11 protein-coding genes and 1 pseudogene are annotated in these 18,062 nt (G+C 72.3%); 5 read left to right on the top strand and 7 right to left on the bottom strand.

Features of this window, described 5'->3' with window-relative positions; translation table 11 throughout:
• The first annotated feature begins 1,072 nt into the window (after positions 1-1,072).
• From ACYVOO_RS30860 to ACYVOO_RS30880, 5 genes are all read left to right on the top strand, one after another.
• A complete protein-coding gene (locus ACYVOO_RS30860; protein ID WP_461019021.1) occupies positions 1,073-3,103 on the top strand; it encodes a hypothetical protein in 2,031 nt (676 codons plus the stop codon).
• A gap of 99 nt (positions 3,104-3,202) precedes the next feature.
• A complete protein-coding gene (locus ACYVOO_RS30865) occupies positions 3,203-4,159 on the top strand; it encodes a metal-dependent hydrolase (RefSeq protein ID WP_461019011.1) in 957 nt (318 codons plus the stop codon).
• A 1-nt stretch (position 4,160) separates the two neighbouring features.
• Positions 4,161-5,294, top strand: a complete 1,134-nt coding sequence (locus ACYVOO_RS30870) for a PDR/VanB family oxidoreductase (RefSeq protein WP_461019012.1) — start codon at positions 4,161-4,163, stop codon at positions 5,292-5,294.
• Between the two features lie 132 nt (positions 5,295-5,426).
• Positions 5,427-6,119, top strand: coding sequence for a TetR/AcrR family transcriptional regulator (locus tag ACYVOO_RS30875; RefSeq protein WP_461019013.1), 693 nt, complete (start codon positions 5,427-5,429; stop codon positions 6,117-6,119).
• Between the two features lie 130 nt (positions 6,120-6,249).
• A complete protein-coding gene (locus tag ACYVOO_RS30880; RefSeq protein ID WP_461019014.1) occupies positions 6,250-6,906 on the top strand; it encodes a SnoaL-like polyketide cyclase in 657 nt (218 codons plus the stop codon).
• A gap of 69 nt (positions 6,907-6,975) precedes the next feature.
• Here the strand turns inward: ACYVOO_RS30880 and pulA are convergent, their stop codons facing one another.
• From pulA to ACYVOO_RS30915, 7 genes and pseudogenes are all read right to left on the bottom strand, one after another.
• Positions 6,976-9,726 carry a pullulanase-type alpha-1,6-glucosidase gene (gene pulA, locus ACYVOO_RS30885; RefSeq protein ID WP_461019015.1) on the bottom strand — a complete coding sequence of 917 codons (2,751 nt, stop codon included), beginning with the start codon at positions 9,724-9,726 and terminating at the stop codon, positions 6,976-6,978.
• Positions 9,727-9,805: 79 nt separating this feature from the next.
• Entirely contained in the window at positions 9,806-11,224 is a 1,419-nt protein-coding gene (locus ACYVOO_RS30890; RefSeq protein WP_461019016.1) for an alpha-amylase, read from the bottom strand.
• Positions 11,225-11,493: 269 nt separating this feature from the next.
• Entirely contained in the window at positions 11,494-12,516 is a 1,023-nt protein-coding gene (locus tag ACYVOO_RS30895; RefSeq protein ID WP_461019022.1) for a LacI family DNA-binding transcriptional regulator, read from the bottom strand.
• A 170-nt stretch (positions 12,517-12,686) separates the two neighbouring features.
• Positions 12,687-14,288 (bottom strand): annotated as a pseudogene (locus tag ACYVOO_RS30900) (glycoside hydrolase family 13 protein); the annotation flags it as partial.
• A 206-nt stretch (positions 14,289-14,494) separates the two neighbouring features.
• Positions 14,495-15,394, bottom strand: a complete 900-nt coding sequence (locus ACYVOO_RS30905) for a sugar ABC transporter permease (protein ID WP_461019023.1) — start codon at positions 15,392-15,394, stop codon at positions 14,495-14,497.
• Between the two features lie 2 nt (positions 15,395-15,396).
• A complete protein-coding gene (locus ACYVOO_RS30910; RefSeq protein ID WP_461019024.1) occupies positions 15,397-16,275 on the bottom strand; it encodes a carbohydrate ABC transporter permease in 879 nt (292 codons plus the stop codon).
• A 197-nt stretch (positions 16,276-16,472) separates the two neighbouring features.
• Entirely contained in the window at positions 16,473-17,747 is a 1,275-nt protein-coding gene (locus tag ACYVOO_RS30915) for an extracellular solute-binding protein (RefSeq protein WP_461019017.1), read from the bottom strand.
• Between the last annotated feature and the right edge of the window lie 315 nt (positions 17,748-18,062).

Raw genomic sequence — 18,062 nt, forward strand, 5'->3', positions numbered from 1 at the left:
ACCTCCTCTCCGGGTCGGCCAATGTTCACCCCCCCCTTCGCGGGGTGCGCCTCCTTGCCCTGCGGCGGCACGAAAACCAGCGCGGGACCCTACGGTGCCCGCTTCACGGGCCAACCGTCCCGCGCAACACCCCCTTGGCAGGGGTGCGTAGCCCGGTGCCCCTTGGGGGTTCGTTCGCGGCTGCGGCCCGGTGGGTGGGTTGTGCCCACCCGTTCCGCCATGCGGAACGCCTGCCCACAACAGGGGTGGCGAGCCGTCGCCGTCAGCTCCCCCGGCAGGGGCGGAGGCCCTTCGGCGCGGCGCCGGGGGCGGGCACACAACAGTGGTGGTGCCGTCATCACCAGGGCGCCGCCCGCAACAGGGGCGAGCCCACGGCAGCAGGGGCGGAGCCCCTCCGGTGCAGAACAGGGCGGGCGCATGGTGGTGGCGTAGCGGTGTCGGCACGGCACCGGGCCACAGCATGGGAACAAGTGCAGGGGCCACCGGCCGGAGGTTGGCCACCGGGTGGGAGGGGACGTGGTGGGGTGTCCCCGCAAGTGGTGGCGACGAGTATGTACAGGCAGCCGAAAAGCCGACCCGCACTTGTCGCCGCCCGAGGAGACACCCCGGCACGGCACCGACCCCCACCAGCAGGCAGCCGAAAAACCGACCCGCACTTGTCGCCGCCCGAGGAGACACCCCGGCACGGCACCGACCCCCACCACACACCAACCCCACAACCACCGGCACAAGCCAAGAACCACGCGGCGCCAGCCGCGAACACACCGCAACCACACACCGCGCCGAAGCCACCCACCCGCACCCGAAAAACGCCGCGCCCAGCCCAGCGCAGCGCCCCGTGCAGCAGCACAAAAATGTTGTGGGCAATCGTCCCGCTGGCGGGACGGGTGGGCACAACCCGTGCCACCGGCCTGAGCATCGCTGACGAAACCCCAAGGGGCACCCACAGAGCGCACCCCTGCGAGAAACGGGCACCCCGTGTGACCTTCACCCCGCACCCCGTGAAGGGGTACAGCCCGGTGAAGGGGGAACCCTTCGTTTCCTCGCGCCCCGATCGCTCGTTCTCGTGAACGTGGCATCCCAGGAAGCGACTTCACCGTATCCACCACACCCGTGGGCGCCGGACGAGGCGGTCGGGGTCGAGCAGGCGGAAGCCGCACTGGTGGAGCACTATCCACGTCTCGTGCGGCTCGGTTACCTCGTGCTGCCGCCCGCCCTCGGCCGTCACCGCCGCGTCCTCGCAGCGCACGCCCTGGTCCAGCGCGCCCTCCCCCGAGGCCGCACCACCACGCGCGCGATCCCCACCCAGCGCGCGCCCCGCGAAGCCCCCGGCACCGCCCAGGCCGCCTACGCCTGGATCCGGCTGCGCGTGCTGCGCGCCGCGCTCGCCGCCGAGCGGCCGAGGCGGCTCGGCCCGTGGCAGCCACGGGCGCTACGCGCCCTGCCGCCCCTCCCCGCGCCACTGCCCCGCGTGTTCGGGCTGCGCCTCTTCCCCCGTTCCGGCGGCGCCGACGAACTGGCCCTGGACCAGGCGCTGTCGGCCGTGTCCGGCGCGGCCCGCGCCGCCTACGTGCTGCGTGGCCTGGAGGGCATGGCAGAGCACGACATCCGCGCCCTGCTGCGCGCAGCCGACGTGCCGGACCCCGACGCGGCGCTGGCCGGCGCCGACCGCGTCGTCGCCCCGGCTGGCAGCAGGGACCAGTCGTTGCTGGAGTCCGTCGAGTTCGACCCGTGCTCGCTCCAGGCGCGTCCCACGGACCTGATGCGCCGCCGCCAGCACACCCGGGCGGCCGTCGCCGTCGCCGCCGCAGCACTCGTGGGCGGCGGGCTGCTGGGGCTGCCCGGCGACTCGTGGGGCCCCGACGGGCCCGCCGCTCCCCCGTACGCGCGCAACGCAGCGGCCGAACAGGCCCTGGATCCGGGCGCGTTGACGCGCGCCGCGCCCACCGCGTGGCGCGACGCGGCACGGCTGGACTTCGCCGCGTGGCCCGCGCGCGGCGACCGTCTCGGGGACCGCGAGCTGCTGCGTCGCGCGCTGGCCGTATGGGCGCGTCCGGGCCCCGAGGTGAGCGTCTCCACGACGCGCGGCACCCCGTCGGGCCCGCCGTCCGGCCCGCCCCGGCTGCTGTACGCGGGGACCGTGGACGGCGCCCGCGTGGTGCTGCTGCACGACGGGCTGCGCGTGGCCCGGTACGCGGAGTCGGCCGGTGCGGAGCGCGGGGGCGCCGCGCTGGACCTGGCGCGTACGGACGGCGCCGACGAGGTCTCGGCGGGCGCCCTCGTCGTCTCGCGCAGCGACAGCAACGTGCGCTATCTGACGGCTCCTTGGGTCGCGGGCGCGTCGACGGCTGACCTGCTGAAGCCCTCGGACGCGGGTCACCGGGTCGAGGTGGGCGGCGACGGGGTGACCGCGCCGCTGCCCGCTCCCCCCACGGGCGGTCGTGACTGCGCGCGCTGGCCGGGCCTGCTGCTGGATGTGCGGGGCCGCTCGGCGCCGTACCTCTACTCCGATCTGGGCGAGCTGACCCCGGCCCGCCTCACGGACGGCGATCCCGGCGCCGGTCCTGAGGGTTCGCGGGGCGCCCCGGCGGACGCGACGGGCGCGGCGGCGCGATCCAGGCTCGCGCACGGCGCGTGCCGGCTGCCCGCGCTGGCGGGGCACGGGGTGCGGTCCGTCAACACGTGGCGGTTCGCCGAGCAGCCGCTGCCGGGACCGGGACCGGGGCCGGGGCAGCACGGCACGGCCGACTGGCTGTGCACGCGGGCCGAGACCTGGCGGGGCGAGGGGGCGCGGGTGGCGACGGTGTTCCGGCCGCCCGCGCGCGGGCCGTCGGAGCCGGGCGCCGCGGCCTCCCCCTCCGTCGGCGGCCCGGCGTGCGGGCCACGGGAGCCGCGGGTGCTGAGCGGGGTGATGTGGCGCTCGCGGGACGGTGACTGGTACGTGCTGGCGGCGGGCAGCGAGGAGGTCGCCTCGGTCACGGCGACCGGCGATGTACGGGGCACGGAGAAGGGCCGCACCCTGGCGCTGCGCGCCGAGAAGGGCAGCCGCACCAGGCTCGTCGCACGGCTGGCTGACGGCACCCCGCTCCAGGCGCTCCGCTAGGAGGAGGTGTAGCCCGTGCCAGACAGCCCGTGCTCACCGGGTGCGCAATCTTCTGCCGTACCCCTGTCGCCGACCGATACCCGAAAGTACATTGACGCCATGTCTAATACGGCCAAGAGGCAGCCGGACGGGCCGGGGAAGCCGGTCAAGCCGGGGAAGCGGCCCGTGCCGGTCGCGTCCGAGCACACCGAGCTGAGGCCGCGCCAGGTCGCCTTCGACTGGTCGCGGACCCCGCTCCACTGGGTGCCTGGCGACCCCGCCACCACGCACACCATCAACGTGCTGCACCTGCTGCTGCCCGCGGGCGAGCGCTGGTTCGTGCACGTCTACAAGCAGGCGCTGCCGCTGATCCGCGACGCGCGGCTGCGCGAGGACGTGATCGGCTTCATCGGCCAGGAGGCGATCCACTCGCAGGCGCACGACGACGTGCTGCCGCAGTTGCGGCGCCTCGGCCTGGACCCCGATCCGTACACCGCGCAGGTGGACTGGTTCTTCGAGAAGCTGCTCGGCGACCGCACGCTGCCGCCCGGCAGGCCCCGCCGCTGGTGGCTGCTGGAGCGGATCGCGCTCATCGCCGCGATCGAGCACTACACCGCCTTCCTCGGCGACTGGGTGCTCAACGCCGAGGCCCTGGACCGCAAGGGCGCCGACCCGGTGATGCTGGACCTGCTGCGCTGGCACGGCGCCGAGGAGGTCGAGCACAGGTCGGTGGCCTTCGACCTGTTCCTGCACGTCGACGGCGCCTATTCGCGACGGGTGCGCACCTGGGGGCTCGCCTTCGGCGCGCTGGTCTTCCTGTGGCAGCGGGGCGTGCGGTTCTTCATGGAGAACGACCCGACGCTGACGGACGGCAAGGCCAGCTTCCGCGCGTTCCTGCGCGGCGGGCGCGAGGGCGTGCTGCCCGGGGCCGGGGACATGCTCCGCTCCATACCCACGTACCTGGGCCGCGCGTACCACCCCTCGCAGGAGTGCAGCACGGCGCAGGCCGTCGCCTATCTCGCGGGCTCGCCCGGCGCCAACGGGCGGGTCCCGGACCGCACTTCGGAAGGTGCCTGAGATGCCGCGCGCCAGGAACGTCGCGCTGGCCTTCGGCGCCGCGCTGCTCGTCAAGCGGGCCATGGGGCGCCGCATAGAGAAGTCCCCGCTGTGGCCGCTGCCCGCGCTGGACCGGCCCACTTCGGGCACGCGGGGGCAGCGTCGCACGGACACCGGCGCCAGTACCGGCATGCGGCTCACCGTCACCGAGCGGGACACGGTGGCGGACGGGGTCGTACGGCTGCGGCTGAGCGGCGCCGAGGGTGCGCCGCTGCCCGCGTGGGAGCCGGGCGCCCACCTCGATCTGGTGCTGCCCTCGGGGCTGGTGCGGCAGTACTCGCTGTGCGGCGACCCGGCGGAGGCCGACGCCTACACCGTCGCGACCCGGCTCATCGGCGACGGGCAGGGCGGACGCGGCGGCTCGCGCGAGGTGCACGAGAGGCTGTGCGTGGGTACCGAGGTCGAGGTGCGGGGGCCACGCAACCGCTTCCCGCTGGTGGAGGCGCCCGCCTACCTCTTCGTCGCGGGCGGCATCGGCATCACGCCCGTCCTGCCCATGCTGCGCGCTGCCGAGGCGGCGGGCGCGCGCTGGCACCTCGTCTACGGCGGCCGTACGCGCGCCTCGATGCCGTTCCTGGAGGACATCGCGAAGCTCGGCGGACCGCGGGGCACGGTGACACTGGTGCCCGAGGACGAGGCCGGGCTGCCCGACCTCGCGGCGGCCCTGGCCTGGGCGCCCCCGGAGGCGGCGGTCTACTGCTGCGGACCCGAGCCGCTGATGGCGGCGCTCGGCGCGCTGTGCGCCCAGGACCCGCCGGGAGGCGGGTTCCACCTGGAGCGGTTCGCCCCGGCAGCGGGCCCTGGACCCGGCGGGAGCGGCGGGAGCGGCGAGGACAGCGCCTTCGAGGTCGAGCTGCGGCGCAGCGGCACGACGCTGACCGTCCCGGCGGACACGACCGCGCTGGCCGCGATACGCGAAGTGCGCCCCGACACCGCGTACTCCTGCGCGCAGGGGTTCTGCGGCACCTGTCAGACACGGGTGCTGGAGGGCGCGGTGGACCACCGCGACGAGCTGCTGACGGACTCCGAGCGGGACGGTTCCATGCTGATATGCGTCTCCCGGGCGCGGGACGGGCGGCTGACCCTGGACATGTGAGGCCCCAAAAAACCGGACCCGGAACCGGCCCCCGAGCCCGGTCAGCGCCGCCGCCTCTAGCACCCCGTGCCCCATGCGCCCCTTCCGCCCCTTGTCTGCCGGGCCGTCGGCGGGCTCGTTAGGGTTGTCCGCATGACCACTGGCGTGCGCCGCAGAATGGGTGTCGAGGAGCGGCGGAAGCAGTTGATCGCCGTCGCGTTGGATCTGTTCAGCCGACGCTCGCCCGACGATGTGTCGATAGACGACATCGCCTCCGCCGCGGGCATCTCGCGCCCGCTCGTCTACCACTACTTCCCCGGCAAGCACAGCCTGTACGAGGCGGCCGTGCGCCGCGCGGCCGACGAGCTGGCCTCCCGCTTCGTCGAGCCGCACGAGGGGCCGCTCGGGGCGCGGCTGCTGCGGGTGATGGGCCGTTACTTCGACTTCGTCGAGGAGCACGGTCCTGGCTTCTCCGCGCTGCTGCGCGGCGGTCCCGCCGTGGGTTCCGCGCGGGCCAACGCCATGATCGACGAGGTGCGCAGGGCCGCCTACGCGCAGATGCTCGCGCACCTCGGCCTGGAGGACCCGGGGCCCCGGCTCGCCCTCGTCATCCGCTCCTGGGTCGGTCTCGCCGAGACGACGGCGCTGACGTGGCTGGAGGCGCGGGCCATCCCGCGCGCGGAGCTGGAGCTCCAGCTCGTGCACGACTTCATGGCGCTGGCCGCCGTCACGGCCGCCTATGACCAGGAGGCGGCGGACACGGTGCGCCGCATAGCGGCGCAGGAGCCCGCGGACGGGCCCTTCGGAGAACTCCTGGAGCGTCTGCGTTCGCTCACTTCTGATTGATTCGTGAAGGTGATGTAACGTCAACTTCCTTCTTGTGTAGGGAATTTGAAGGCGAGAGGATCGGTCGCGGTCGTTCCGTGAACGACCGTGCTCACCATCCCCCGTTTCCGCACACCTGAAGGACGGCTCCATGCCTGAAACGACCGAGACCCCGCTGTGGCTCCAGGGCCGGGAGGCGGTCATCGCGGCCTCGGACCCCGGCGAGTGGCGCAACGAAGCACCCGACTATCACCTGTCGCACCAGGTGATGCCGGCGGAGAGAACGCACCACTTCCAGCCGGACCAGCTCGAAGCGATCGTGGAGACCCTCGCCCAGGTCTTCGAGATGGAGGTCTCGCACAAGGAGGACCCGGCGACCTGGGTGTCCATGGTCACCGACAGGTTCCGCACCCGTGTGAACAGCGGCGAGTGGGCCTCGGCCGCCGACATCGCCGAGCAGGGCAGCTACAACGTCCTCATCGGCGACAGCCCGTTCTACCGCCGTGAGCAGGAGGACTTCGCCTCCCAGCACCACGTCTTCCACACCGCCTTCCCCGGCGGTTTCTTCTGGGAGGTGCTGGAAGTCCTCTCCCCGCCGCCCGTCATCGCCTTCAAGTGGCGGCACTGGGGCGACTTCTCCGGCGAGTACAAGGGCTTCCTGCCGACGGGCAAGCGCATCGAGATGTACGGGATGAGCATCGCGAAGGTCAGCGACGAACTCCAGCTGGTCGAGGTCGAGCACTTCTACGACCCGAACGCGTTCCTGAGCGGCCTCACGGGCGGCTGCCCCGTCGCGCACAAGAGCTGAGCCCGCGTGGTCCCCGGCCCGCCCTGGACCGGGGACCACGCTGCTCCGAGGACCGCGCCGTGCCCGTCGTCAGCCCCGGGTGAAGACCGCGACGCTGCGGGCGGGGACCGTGAACGTCCCGGTCCGCGCGTCGTAGGCGGACCGCTTCACCACGGGGTCGGCGCCCTTCGCCTGGACGGGGTGGAGCGTGTAGCCGCGGCCCTTGGCTGCGGGGACGGTCTGCTCCTGCCGCTCCGGGGTGGCGTTGACGACGAGGACGAGCTCGTCGAGCCGCGCCGTCAGCACGCCCGGGGTCTCCTCCGTGCCGGAGAGGGGGAAGCTCAGCGCGCGCTGTACGGAGGCGGCGTCCCGCTTGCTGAAGGACGGCTCCGTGGTGCGGATGCGCAGCAGGTCGCGGTAGGCGGCGCTCGTCGCGTTGATCTCCGTGCAGGAGGGGGTGAGCCGGGGGTTGGTGAGCAGCGGCTTCGCGTAGGGCCACTTGGGCTCGTTGTCGGCGGCCGGGGGCAGGCCGCGCCCGAAGCCGTTGCCCTGGCGGCAGTCCCAGTGGAGCGCGTTGAACCAGTCGCCCGAGTCGTAGGAGTTGCGGTCGAGCGACTTGGAACGCAGCAGGTCGGAGCCCGCCTGGGAGAGCGCGGGGCCCTGCGAGAGGGCTGCCGTGGCCATGGCGAGGACCTGCATGCGGGCGCGGTCGGCCGCCGAGGTGTCCGCGGGGAGTTTGAAGGCGAGGGCGTCGTAGAGGGTCTCGTTGTCGTGCGCGTCGGCGTAGGAGAGGGCGTCGCCGGGAGCCTTCGCGTATCCGGCGGGCGCGCCGTTGTAGTCGACCTCGGAGCCCTTGACCTTACGGCCGCGCGAGTCGGTGAAGGTGTAGTCGGCGAGGTTGCCGGTGAGGCCGACCTTGATCAGGTCCTGGTAGTGGAGGAGCCGGGCGCGCTGCTCCTCGCGGGTGCCGTTGGCCGGTGACGTGTTGGGGTCGGTGAACAGCCCGGAGGCGAAGCCCTGGACGCGGGGGTCCTCGTCGAAGGGGCCGCCGCCGCGCAGCGCGTCGCGGGAGCGGTCGGAGAAGGTGGCGACGCCGGTGCCCGCCATGTTCTTCTGCGTGGCCTGCGTGAAGCGGGCGTCGTCGGCGACCTCGCCGAAGTTCCAGCCCTCCCCGTAGAGGACGATCCGCTTCCCGTCCACGCCGTCCTTCGCCACCGTCAGCCGGTCGAGGGCAGCGCGGACGGCGAGGATGTTGGCCTTGGGGTGATGGCCCATCAGGTCGAAGCGGAAGCCGTCCACCTTGTACGCGCGGGCCCAGGTGACCACGGAGTCCACGGTGAGCTTGCCCATCATGGCGTGCTCGGGCGCTGTGTTGGCGCAGCAGGTGGAGGTGGCCACGGAGCCGTCGGCGAGCAGCCGGTGGTAGTAGCCGGGCACGATGCGGTCCAGCACGGACTTCGGGTCCTGGCCACTGGCCGAGGTGTGGTTGTAGACGACGTCCATGACGGTGCGCAGCCCGGCCCCGTTGAGCCCCGCGACCATCTCGCGGAACTCCTTCGTACGGGACGGGCCCTCGGGGTCCGAGGCGTAGGAGCCCTCGGGCACGGTGTAGTGGAGGGGGTCGTAGCCCCAGTTGAAGGCGTCCTCGGCGGCCACCTCGCCCACGCACTCCTGCTGGCGGGGCGAGTCGGCGGGCAGCGCGGCGAGGTCGCAGCCGGGCTCGCGCTGGTCGGACGGGCGCTCGGGCACAGTGGAGAAGTCGAAGGCCGGGAGCAGATGCACGTACGAGGTGCCGGAGCGGGCCAGCTTCCGCAGGTGCCGCATGCCGTCGGAGCCGCTGTCGGTGAAGGCGCGGTAGGCGCCGGGGTGCTTCGACGTGGGGTCGGAGACGGAGAAGTCGCGGACGTGCAGTTCCTGGATCTGCGCGTCGCGCAGCGGGGTGGCGCGCGGCTTGCGCAGGTTCCGCCAGCCCGCGGGGGCCAGCGCCGGGTCGTCCAGGTCGGCGACGACGCTGCGCTCGGAGTCGGTGGTCAGCGCGGTGGAGTAGGGGTCGGTGACCTCGTTGGTGACCACCTTCTGTGCGGCGGGGGCCCAGACGGTGACGCGGTAGCGGTAGGTGGCGCCCGCCCAGTCGCCGGTGTCGCCCGTCGCGCTCCACACCCCGCTGTCCGCGCTGCGGCGCATCGGCACGGTGCGCCCGTCGATCTCGGCCTCGACCTCGCGTGCGGTGGGGGCCCAGACCGAGAGGGTGGTGCGGTCGCCGTGGGGTCCGCCGTGGAAGTCGGGGCCGAGGGTGGCGCGGGTGGCCTGGCGCGCGTAGAGGTCGTCCAGGACGCCGGGTATCTGCACCCCTGTGGCCGCCGAGAGCGACGTGTCCCCCTCGCCCTCTCCGGCGACGGCCACGACCTGCCCGCGCAGTGCCTCGCGGAGTACGCCGGTGTCGCGTTCGGTGAGGCGGTAGGCGTCGTAGTCCGCGGCGAGGTGCGGGTGGGCCGCGCGCTGTGCGTCGCTGAGGCCGCCGGGGACGCGGGTGAGGGCGAGGTGCGAGGCGTCGCCCGCGAGGTCGCCACCTTGGACGGTGAGGCCGCCGTCGGCCGCGTATGCGAGCAGGTGGGTGTCCGCCGCCTCGCCGAGGCCCTTGGGCCAGGCGACGGTGGTGCGGTCGATCCACTGCGCCCTGGCCGAGGCGAGGTCGAGGCCGTCGTCCTCGGCGGCGCCCGCGCCGGGTGCCCCTGCCCCGAGCAGGGGCAGCGGCAGCGCCAGGAGCAGGGCGCACAGGGCGAGTTGGCGGTGCCGTCTCACGTGCGGGGTTCCTCTCTGTCGGGTCTGTGCGGTCTGCACGGTCTGTGCGGGGCGCGGCGGCGGGGCACGGGTACCCCGCCGCCGCGCCGGAAGGTGTCAGCGGGTGGTCAGCCCGTGGTCAGCAGGTGGTCTTGCCCGCGTGGAGCGCGAGCGCGGTGTTCGGGCCGAGCGTGGCCGTGACCTGGCCACCGCTGACCGTGCGGGTGGTGCGGGACTGGACGTCGCAGTACGTGCCGTCGGGCAGCGACGTGCTGTAGGTGCGGGTCAGCGAGGAGCCCTCGTGGTTGATCGCGACGAAGCCCTTGGTGCCCCGGCTGAAGGCGATGGCGTCGTTGCCGTTGTCCCACCAGCCGCGCACGTCGGTACCGCGCACCGCGTTGCGGAAGCCGACCATCGACTGGATCTCGGGCCAGGCGTGCTGGCACTTCCAGCCGCTGAGCCAGCAGGCGTTGACGGTGCCGCCGTTGGGCGGGCCCGCGTCGTTGTCGCTGAACTCGTAGCCGGAGTGGACGTCGGGCGAGCCGTAGGGCCAGGCGAGCATGAAGACGTTGGCCAGCGTGTAGTCGGCGCCGTTCTTGTAGCTGAGGGTGGAGCCGTTGCGCTCGGTGTCGTGGTTGTCGACCATGACGGCGGCGCGGCTGCCGTCCATGTAGCCCCAGCCCGTGCCGTAGTTGGTGAGGTAGGCCAGCTTCTCGTTCTGGAAGACCCGCTTGAGGTCGAAGGCGTAGCGGAACTCCTGCACGTCGCCGACGCTCAGGTACTCGCTCGGCGAGACGGCCTCGCCCGCGCCGTAGATGGCCTCCTGCTTCCAGACGACGTCCTGCCTGCTGAGCCGGGACCTGATGTTGGCCAGGTCGGCTGCGGGCATGTGCTTGGCCGCGTCGATACGGAAGCCGGCCGCGCCCAGCGAGAGCAGGTCGTTCATGTACGCGACGATCCGGCCGCGCACGTACTCCTCGCCGGTGTCGAGGTCTGCGAGACCGAGCAGTTCGCAGCTCTGGACGTGGTAGCGGTCCTGGTAGTTGTTGATCGTCGACTGGCAGTCGTTCATGTCGGCTACGGAGTACGTGCCGGGGTAGTCGTACTTCGTGTACGAGGAGCCTCCGGTGCCGGTGCCCGAGCCGGAGGTCATGTGGTTGATGACCGTGTCGACGACGACGCCGACCCCGGCCGCCCGGCAGGTGTCCACCATGCTCTTGAACTGGGCGCGGTTGCCGAGGCGGCTCTCCAGCTTGTAGCTGACGGGCTGGTACTGGGTCCACCACTGGCCGCCCTGGATGTGCTCCTGGGGCGGGGAGACCTGGACGTAGCCGTAGCCGTTGGGGCCGATCCTGCTGGTGCACTCCTTGGCGATGGAGTCGAAGCGCCAGTTGAAGAGGACGGCGGTGACGTCCTTGCTGCCGGGAGGTGCCGCCTGTGCCCGGGTGGGCGTGACGGCGAGGGCGGCGCTCACGCAGAGGGTGAGCACGAGGACGAGCAGCGCGGTGGCGGGTCTCTGTCGGTACGCGGTGCGGATCTTGCGCGGGATCGTGGCCATGACGCCTCCGATGGAGAAGCGAATGCGGGTGTCCGCCTCGGGGGCAACGCGCCGCGCCCGTAAGGCCGTTGAAGGTGAACCGGTCCGGCCGGCCGGGCGCGTGGAGCCCGGAACGGGCTCCCGGCCGGCCGGACCGGAGCGGTTGAGAACGTAACAGCTTGCAGAAACTTGTGGAAGAGATTGCGCAGAGGTTGCCGGGCGGAATCCTGGAGGGGTCCAAGTGCCCCTCCAGGGCCCCGTCAGACCTCGTCAGACCTCGTCAGACCTCGTCAGGACGGTGGCGCCTGGCCCGTGGAGCCCCGCACCACCAGCTCCGGCTGGAAGACGAACTCCGCGTGCCGCACCGGGTCCTGGCCCGTCTCCTCCAGCAGCGCGTGCACGGCCGCGTTCGCCATCGCGCGCACGGGCTGGCGCACCGTCGTCAGCGGCGGGTCGGTGAAGGCGTTCAGCTCGGAGTCGTCGTAGCCGACGACGGACACGTCGCGCGGCACGTCGAGGCCCCGTTGCCGCGCGGCCCGCACCGCGCCCAGCGCCATCAGGTCGCTGCCGCAGACGATGCCCGTGCAGCCCCGGTCCAGCAGCGCCCCGGCCGCCGCGTGCCCGCCCTCGACGGTGAAGAGGGTGTGCTGCACCATGCTCTCGGCGCCCCCCGCACCGCCCGCACCGCCCGCGCCCCCGGCCGCGTCGCCCAGCGCCTCGGCGAAGCCTTCCGCCTTGCGCCGTGCCGGGACGAAGCGTGCGGGGCCGACCGCGAGCCCGATCCGCTCGTGCCCCAGCTCGCGCAGATGCCGCACCGCGATGTGCGCCGCCGCGCGGTCGTCGGGCGAGACGAAGGGCGCGCTGATCCGCTCGTTGTAGCCGTTGACCAGCACGTACGGCACTCCGCGCCCCGCCAGCCGCAGATAGCGCTCCGGGTCGGCCGAGAGGTCGGCGTGCAGCCCGGAGAGGAAGATGATGCCGCTGACCCCGCGCTCCACGAGCATCTCGACCAGCTCGTCCTCGGTCGCCCCGCCCGGCATCTGGGTGCCCAGCACGGGCGTGTAGCCGTAGCCGGAGAGTGCCTGCTCGATGACCTGCGCGAAGGCGGGGAAGATCGGGTTGGTCAGTTCGGGGATGACGAGGCCGACGAGTCCCGCGCTGCGCCGCCGCAGCCGTACGGGCCGCTCGTACCCGAGCACGTCGAGCGCGGCCAGCACCCGCTGCCGGGTCGCGTCGGCCACGCCCGACTTGCCGTTCAGCACGCGGCTGACGGTGGCCTCGCTGACCTCCGCCTGCTGGGCCACGGCCGCCAGCCGCCCGGTGGGCGGCCGGCCCGCGGGGAGGGGGCCGACGGGCTGGTGTCCGGCCGGAACGGCGGAGGTCACGCGGGATCCCCCTCCGCTTCCCCACCGTCGCCACCGTGGCTGACGCGCCCGCCGTCGCCGCCGTGGACGAGGCGCCCGCCGTCGCCGCCGGGTCCGGCGACCGTCCACCAGGCCGTGGTGTCGGCGGGCAGCGCGGCGCCGCCGCCGTCGTACGGGCCGCTGGCCAGCAGCAGCTTGCCGAGCCCCGGCGGGAGCGGGGCCGGAAGCGTGCCGGTGTTGGCCGTGCAGACGAGGTCACCGCGCCGGAAGGCCAGCACGCCCTCGGGCGCCGCCAGCCAGGTGACCTCGTCGCCCGCGCCGAGACCGGGGTGCGCGCGGCGCAGCTTCAGCGCGGCGCGGTACAGCTCCAGCGTGGAGGCCGGGTCGCCGCGCTGCGCGGCGACGGCCAGCTTGCCCCAGCCCTCGGGCTGGGGCAGCCAGGAGCCGCCGGGGCCGAAGCCGTACGAGGGCCCGTCGGTCTCCCAGGGCAGGGGCACGCGGCAGCCGTCGCGCAGCCCTTCCTGCCCGTTGTCCCGGAAGAACGAGGGGTCCTGACGGGCCTCGTCCGGCAGCTCCGTGACCTCGGGGAGGCCCAGTTCCTCGCCCTGGTAGACGTACGCGGAACCGGGCAGCGCCAGCATCAGCAGCGCGGCGGCGCGCGCCCGCTCCAGGCCGCCGCCCAGCCGGGTGCGGTGCCGCACGACGTCGTGGTTGGACAGCACCCATGTCGCGGGCGCGCCGACGGGGCGCATGGCGGCTAGCGACTCCTCGATGACGTCGCGCAGCGCGTCGGCCTCCCAGCCGGTGTCGAGGTAGTGGAAGTTGAACGCCTGGTGCAGCTCGTCGGCGCGGACGTAGAGCGCCGTGCGTTCGGTGGTCGGCGTCCATGCCTCGGCGACGGCGATCCGCTCGCCCGGGTACTCCTCCAGCACGCGCCGCCAGGAGCGGTAGATCTCGTGCACCCCGTCCTGGTCGAAGTAGGGCACGCGCGACGTGCCCAGCAGCCGCGCCCGCTCGGACCCGCCGGCGTCGGGCAGCCCCTCGGCCTTGACGAGGCCGTGCGCCACGTCGACGCGGAAGCCGTCCACGCCCCGGTCGAGCCAGAAGCGCAGCACGGAGCGGAACTCGTCGTGGACGGCGGGGTTGTCCCAGTTGAGGTCGGGCTGTTCGGGCGCGAAGAGGTGGAGGTACCAGGCGCCGTCGGGTGTACGGGTCCAGGCAGGGCCGCCGAAGACGGACTCCCAGTCGTTCGGGGGCAGTTCGCCCTCCGAGCCCTTGCCGGCCCTGAAGTGGTAGCGGGCGCGGGCCGCCTCGTCGCCCTCCAGCGCGGCGCGGAACCAGGCGTGCTGGTCCGAGGTGTGGTTCGGCACGATGTCCACGATCACGCGCAGGTCCAGTGCGTGCGCTTCCTCGATCAGTGCCTCGGCGTCGGCGAGGACGCCGTAGAGCGGGTCGACGACGCGGTAGTCGGCGACGTCGTAGCCGCCGTCGGCCTGCGGGGAGGCGTAGAAGGGGCTGAGCCAGACGGCGTCCACGCCCAGCTCGGCGAGGTACGGGAGGCGGGCGCGGATGCCCGCGAGGTCGCCCGTGCCGTCGCCGTCGGCGTCGGCGAAGGAGCGCGGATAGACCTGGTAGATCACCGCGTGCCGCCACCACCCCGGGCCGTCGCCCGGAGCTTTGGCGACGAGGGTCGCGCCGGGGGCGGTGTCGTGCTGCGTCATGTCATCCCTGGTGGTGGAGAGTCGTGGTGGTGGGGCGGTGTGCCGCCCGTGGCCGCCCGTGGGCGTACGGGCGCCATGGGTGTACGGGCGCGCGGCGCTGTGGCCCCGCGCCCGGAGAGCGGGCGGGGGCACCCTGCCGGGCCTGTGCCGGGCGGCCCGTCGTCAGGTCTTGGTCAGGACGTGCTCAGGACGTGCTCAGGACGTGCTCAGGACTTGGTCGCGCCCGCCGTCAGCCCCGAGACCAGATGGCGCTGCGCGAAGCCGAAGACCAGCGCCGCCGGAACGGCGATGATGACCGCGGCTGCCGTCATGGAGCCCCAGTCCGAGCCGTAGCGGTTGACGAAGGTCTGGAGCCCGCCCGCGAGGGTCAGGTTCTCCTCGCCCGTCATGAAGGCGGTCGCGTAGGCGACCTCGGCCCACGCGGTGACGAAGGTGTAGAAGCCCGTCACGGCGATGCCCGGCTTGGCGAGCGGGAGGATGAGGCGCCAGAACGTGCCGAAGGGGTTGAGCCCGTCCACCCGGCCCGACTCGTCGATGGCGACGGGGATCGTGTCGAAGAAGCCCTTCATCATCCAGGCGCAGAACGGCACCGCGATGGTGAGGTAGGTGATGATCAGCCCAACCGGCTGGTTGAGGAGCCCCAGCGTGGCCATCGTGTTGTAGAGCGGCACGATCAGCACCGCCATCGGGAACATCTGGGTGATCAGCAGCACCCACATCAGCGGGCGCATCCCGGGGAAGCGGAAGCGGCTGATGGCGTAGCCGGTGGTGGCGGCGATGAAGACGCCGATGAGCGTCGTGCCGAGGACGACGAGCAGCGAGTTGCCGAACCACGTCAGGAAGTAGGTGTCGTTGACGACGTGGTCGTAGTTGTCGAGCGTGAAGTGGCTGACCAGCGAGGTGGTGAACGCGTCGCTCTTCGGCTTGAACGAGGTCACCAGCAGCCACAGCGGCGGGAACAGCGCCACGACGGTCGCCACCAGCAGCCCGATGTGCAGCCCTGTGGAGGCGAGCGGTCCGCGCTCCCGGAAGGAGCGCCGCTTCTTGCCGGTACGCGCTTCGGCGCCGACGTTGGCGTTGGCGTTGGCGTTGGCACGGGCGGGCATCGTCACCACACCTCTCCCTGTCGGCGGAGCGACCGCCGGTAGAACACCGTGAACAGCGAGAGCAGCACGAGGATGAGCACTCCCCAGGCAGCGGACGTCGCGAAGTCACGGGGGCTGTTGACGAAGGAGAGCCGGAACGCGTACGTCACGAGGATCTCCGTGGAGTCCCCTGGCCCGCCCTTGGTGAGCAGATAGATGACGGGGAACATGTTGAAGGTCCAGATGGTGCTGAGCAGGACGACGGTGCTGCTGACGGACCGCACGCCGGGCAGCGTGATGTTGCGGAAGCGCTGCCACGCATTGGCGCCGTCCATCTCGGCCGCCTCGTACAGCTCGCCGGGTATCGCCTGGAGCGCGCCCAGCATGGCGACGATCATGAAGGGGACGCCGAGCCACACGTTCACCGCGATGACGGCGACCTTGGCCCAGACGGGGTCGCCCAGCCAGGGCACGGCGTCGATGCCGCCGCCGTCGAGGACCTTGTTGAGGATGCCGTCGCGCTCGTTGAACAGCATCTTCCAGGCGAAGACGGAGACGAACGCGGGGATGCCCCACGGCACGATCATCGCGACGCGGTAGAAGGAGCGCCCCTTGACCTGCCGGTTCAGCATGTTGGCGAGCCCGAGCCCGAGCAGGAAGGTGACGCTCACACAGCCCACGGTCCACACCAGGGTCCAGCCGAGCCGGTCCCAGAAGACGCTGTCGGACAGGATCGCCTTGTAGTTCTCCAGCCCTGTGAACTCGTAGGTGGCGGGGATGTGGTTGACGCCGATGGTGCGCTCGACGTTGGCCTCGTCGGCGTCGGTCACCGACAGCCACAGGCCGCGGCCCAGCGGGTAGCCGATGATGACGCCGATGACGATCACGACGGGCGCGACCATCGTCCAGGCGTACCAGTGGGTGGCCAGCGCGCGGCGCAGCGGTCCTGGGGTGCCGGGCGTGCGGGTCCCGCGCCCGGCGGGACGGCCCGAGGAGCGGCCCGCCCCGCGGGCGGGGCCCTTCCGGCCCCCGCCCGCTTCGGCGTCCGTGCCCGCGCCGCCGCCCTGCGGCGCGGAAGGATCAGCAGTGTTCACAGCCGTCACTTGTAGCCCTTGAGGAGCTTGCGGAACTCGTCACCCGTCTTCTTCGCCGCGTCCTCCGGTGAGGTGTCGCCGAAGAGGACGCCGTCGACCTGGCCGCGGATCGGCTCGAAGAGGGAGTTGCCCTCCGCGATCCAGGGCCGCTGCACGGCCTTGTCCACGGCGGGCTTGAAGAACTCGACCATCTCGTTCTTCTTGACCGAGGGCTCCTCGTACACCGACTCGCGGGTGGGGAGCAGGCTGATCTCCTCGGTGGTGCGCTTCTGCACCTCGGCGGAGCTCATGTACTTGGCGAACTCCTGCGCGGTGCGCATGTTCTTGGTGCCCGCGTAGACGGAGAGGTTCCAGCCGCCCTGCGGCGAGCCCTGCGCCTTGCTGCCGGCGGGGACGGCCGCGACGCCGAGGTTGTCCTTGTTGTCCCCGGTGAACTCCTTGCCCTCGCGGGCTCCGGCGATGTCCCAGGGCCCGTCGATGATCATGGCGGCCTCGCCGTCCTTGAACGCCTTGAGCCCGTTCTCCTGGCCGTCGCTGCTGTCGGTCATGGCGGCCTTGGAGTCGACCAGGTCCTTCATCGCGGCGAACGCCTTGGCGCCTGCCGCGTCGTCGACCTCGACCTTCTTGGCCGTCGCGTCGACGAGGTCGCCGCCCTCGCCGTAGAGGTAGGGCAGGAACCAGTACGGGTCGTCGCCGCGCAGGTAGAGCGCGGTGGCGCCGGTCTTGTCCTTGATCTTCGGCGCGGCCTTCTTCAGGTCGGCGAAGGAGGTGGGCACCTCGACGCCCGCCTCCTTGAGCAGCCGCTTGTTGTAGAAGAGGCCGAGGGTGTCGGTGACCTGCGGCACCGCGTAGGTCTTGCCCTCGTAGCGGGTGCTGCCCGCGGCCGTCTTGAGGTAGTCGGACTCCTCGTCCAGCGCCGGGGTGCCGTCGAGCGGCGCGAGGTAGCCGAGCTTGGCGAAGTCGGCGACCCACGCGACCTCGGTGCGCATCACGTCGGGGGCTCCGGAGTTGCCGCCCGCCGCGTTCTTGAACTTCTGGTTCGCGTCGCCGAAGTTGACGTGCACGTACTTGACGTTCACCTTCGGGTGCTTCTTCTCGAAGTCCTCGGCGATCTTCTTGTACGTGCCCTTCTCCGCGTCGTTCGAGGTGTCCCAGTAGGTGACGGTGCCCGCGATCTCGCCCTTGGCACCGTTGTCGCCCTCGTCCCCGCCCCCGCCGCATGCCGTCGCCGTCAGTGCGAGCACCGCCGCTGCCGCGGTGGCCCCTATGCCACGCCGCATGTCCCATTCCTCCCACATGTACGCCTGCGCCGTTGCGGCGCCGGGCTGCGGAGGAACGTAACAGCGCGTCAATCTCCGCGAAAGACCTTGCGGCAAATTTCTGCAAGTTGAGTTGCACGATCTTTCGCAAAACCTTGCACTGCTGCTACGTTCGCGTTCGCGGGGCCCGCCGGGTGACCCCGGAACGAACGGCCGCGTTGAACCGCACGACAGCGGCTCCACGCAGTAGGCGACCTAGTCTTCTGAGTCGGGAATTCTATTCATATTGGTAGGGTTGCTGTGTGTCACGTACGGGACGGCCGAAGGCCGAGTTGA

Source organism: Streptomyces daliensis (assembly GCF_054782395.1).